Here is a 3,285-nt window from a genome sequence, read left to right on the forward strand (position 1 = left end):
CCTCTATTAAAAGGGGCATATCACTGCCCCACATTACTGCTGTTATCTTCATCTTTCGTATCTTACCTCTTCACTTTATTTCATACTTTATTTTATAAAATATTATTTTTTAACTTTATATTTATGATATTAAAAATGAGAAGTAAAATGCCATTTTATTATCTCTGTTTTTGTTCACCAAAATTCCAACATAATATGGTGTCAAGAACCTGACCATTGTTAGGAGACCCTTGAGTACATCTCCAACTAAGAGCGTCAGGATGAAGCCTTTACCTGTAAGCACGCCGGTTGATAACATATCACCTGTTACGATTACACCAGCAATAAAGCTGCCGAATTACGCCGCAATTATGCCTATGTCCTCTGGTGGTATCGGGAAATAAGTATCAATTCCGCTCAAATAAGATGCCAGAGTCTCAAAAACACCAATTGTGAGTAAGATGAATACAATAAATGTTATTAGGATAGTCATCATAAGTATTCTCTTTATCGTGCCCTTAGATGCTTGTAAACTCACTTTTATAGCAGTCTTTAACGGCGGGCGTTTTTCTTTTGGGATGTTTGTATTGCCGCAGTTGCTATTCTTCTTAACCAATAGAAATCTACCAGCCAATATTATGAGCGAAGTCTTTATCAACCCTACGAGCATTAATATGGAAATAATAGAGTATTCCTGTAACACCCTGCAATGGAATTAATATCGGGAGCATTGGACGCCAGTGCATCACAATCACGGGGAAAGAAGTCATCATTGATGCGATGAATAACTCCTTCTTCTCGATTATTTTATCGTTGTAAAATGCAGCAAGCATAGAATTGGCAGATGTTGGGGATACAAAAGCAGCTATAAAACTCGTACCCGTACCGCATTCGTCACTTAAATGATCAAAATTTGTGAGCGGTCTCGCTATGACGGCTATTTTATCCACAAACTTCAATGCAACTATTAATTCCGCGAGAATAACCCCTAACACCATAAATGGCACGGTCATACTGAGAAAAATGCAGTGCTAATTCTGCTGCGCTCACCAGCACAGAATATACATCACCGGGTATCATTCGCGTTTCTCCATGATGGTTAGTTGTGAATAGAAGTAGAGGATAATTGCCACTCTGCCAGTTAAGATATTAAAAGTTATTATGAATAGCGTCGTGGCAATGAAGATGGAGAGAGTGAGGAGAACCTCCTTAGAAGTAAATAAATCGTCTCTGAACATCTCTCCTGCCATAACCATGCCTGCCGTAGGGCTTGCAATCTGCGTACAATGAATATGTCCAGGAACACGAAGATCATAAGCCTGGTTAGAGAACAAGATGAGATAATACTGTAGTCTTCCCTATCTCTTCAATTGGCATCAGGTTAGCGTTGATTCCGCTTGACTTGGAATATACAAACGAATGCTTTTTAATGGGTGTGTGCGTTCTTCCAGCGAGGATGTTACAGTGCAGAGGTATTTCTTGGCGATTGATACCGCTTCTTTAATCTCTTCTTCCGTTGGTCTTCTTGATACATTGCAAACAGGAACGTATCTAATGATTTTATATTTTATTTTATCATCAATGCCTGATAGGAACTTAGCTATTCTCTCTATCTCCTCTTTTTCAACAATCCCCGGGATGAAGACCGTCATCACTTCAAAATTAAGTTTACTTTTGTTTAACAGCTTTATTGCATTTAAAACACTTTCATTTGATTCTCCAGTGTACCACTCGTGTAATTCCGGTGTAAACGCCTTTAGATCTATATGAATCTCATCCAGGCACGCGTTCTCCATTTCTCTTACGAAGACACTATCCAAAAGAGAACCATTGGTAGAGAGGGTTGTTTTTATATCAGACAATTTAATAAACTCTAAAAGCTCTTTTTTGTATATCGTTGGTTCTCCACCGGCTAACATAACCTCTTCGATATTAAATTGTTTGATTTCTGTTAATAATCCCTCTGGAGTTATTTCTGTGTATGTGTTCATCTTATCGAGTGCAAAGCATGCTTTACATCTGAAGTTACAACCGTAAAACTGAACAGTGCACCTTTTTCCCGACAAGGATAGATAAGAGATTTTCATTTCACCTTTAATAATAAAGAAGAAAGAGGGGGGAGAAAGGATAAAAAGGCATGCTCCTACTTCCCTCCTGGATGCTCATCGGGATGATACACAAACACACCGTGCTCATCCAGATCGTAGTCCAATCCTTGGAATCTCGTCAGATATTCCTGATGGATTGATTTTGGATCCAAGTCCTCGAAAAGCTCTGGATGGAACCACTTTGCCATGTATGTTATAGCTATGAAATGTTTTCCGCCCGTGAGCTCTTTAATAATCACGTACACTCTTTTATTTTTCACTGCTGACACGTTCGCTAGCTCAGGGCGCCCCTTTATTTCATCCCATATATCCTTTAACCATGTTATGTCGTCCACATTATACCCATACTTGCCTCTGGTATGTGCTTGCTTAACTATAACCTCAGGGTCACGCATCATCACTTCTTCTTTGTTCATAACTTTATAACCTGAAATATCGCCGAAGATATCCTTGCCTCCTGCCATCTCAACAATTTGATGGAGTGCAGTGCCCTTTCCACCGATCTTGTAGGGCTTCCCGAAACCTTCAAAGTAGACTCGGGTTTTTTTATCCTCTGGAATCTTCTCCACCTTCTCTTTAATACTATCTAGGCATCCTTCATAGAATTCAACGAAATCTTCAGCCTCTTTCTCTTTATCAATGATGTACCCCAGTTTGTTCACCTCATCGAGATAATCTTCTGGCTTGAAGCAGTCAAAACGAACCACTGTGATACCGGCATCTTCAAGTTTTTCTTGAACTTCATCACAGGAAGTTTTAAAGTGTGTTGCATAGATAAATACTGCATCTGGCTCAAGCTCTAAAATCTTTTCAATATCAGGACGCCATGCATTGCCTGCGTTCGGACTATCTTTGAACTCAGGAAAGAAGTTTTTCTTACCGATCGTACTCTTTGATACGCAGATTATCTTTTCTTTTTCCAGTTTAAGCGACCGCATCACCTCAAGGGCATTCCAGTTGAGCACAGCTATTCTTTCCAGTGGTCTGTATAATGTTACCGTTCTACCGGCAGAATCCACAATCGCCTTCGGTTTTCCATTCCAGTATGCATACACCCATGCGGCATCTCCAACATCGTCCAATTTGAGATCGCCTTCATCGAGCATATACGGAAGAATGGCATTAACAAGCTCTTCCTTTGTCAGTTCGTTATTTCCATCGGCATCACAAGGTATTTTCTTTTCGTATGCCGCTGCGG

The 3,285-nt window shown here is 39.9% G+C and carries 5 protein-coding genes; all 5 read right to left on the minus strand.

All coding sequences use genetic code 11. From position 1 onward, the window contains the following. Nucleotides 1-337: 337 nt before the first annotated feature. Nucleotides 338-649 (minus strand): hypothetical protein, encoded by a 312-nt coding sequence (locus J7J01_08000; GenBank protein ID MCD6210808.1) that lies wholly within the window; start codon nucleotides 647-649, stop codon nucleotides 338-340. After that, the gene (locus tag J7J01_08005) at nucleotides 603-992 is read right to left on the minus strand and encodes a hypothetical protein (GenBank protein ID MCD6210809.1); all 390 of its coding nucleotides are present in this window, start codon (nucleotides 990-992) and stop codon (nucleotides 603-605) included. The genes J7J01_08000 and J7J01_08005 overlap by 47 nt, the downstream gene beginning before the upstream one ends. A 63-nt stretch (nucleotides 993-1,055) precedes the next feature. Next, nucleotides 1,056-1,229, minus strand: a complete 174-nt coding sequence (locus J7J01_08010) for a hypothetical protein (protein MCD6210810.1) — start codon at nucleotides 1,227-1,229, stop codon at nucleotides 1,056-1,058. Nucleotides 1,230-1,355: 126 nt separating this feature from the next. Continuing rightward, on the minus strand, nucleotides 1,356-2,066 hold the full coding sequence (locus J7J01_08015; GenBank protein MCD6210811.1) for a radical SAM protein: 711 nt from the start codon (nucleotides 2,064-2,066) through the stop codon (nucleotides 1,356-1,358). A 56-nt stretch (nucleotides 2,067-2,122) separates the two neighbouring features. Beyond that, on the minus strand, nucleotides 2,123-3,285 hold a 1,163-nt coding region (locus tag J7J01_08020), incomplete at its 5' end, for an ABC transporter substrate-binding protein (protein ID MCD6210812.1).

It is taken from the genome of Methanophagales archaeon, assembly GCA_021159465.1.
GTDB lineage: Archaea > Halobacteriota > Syntropharchaeia > Alkanophagales > Methanospirareceae > G60ANME1.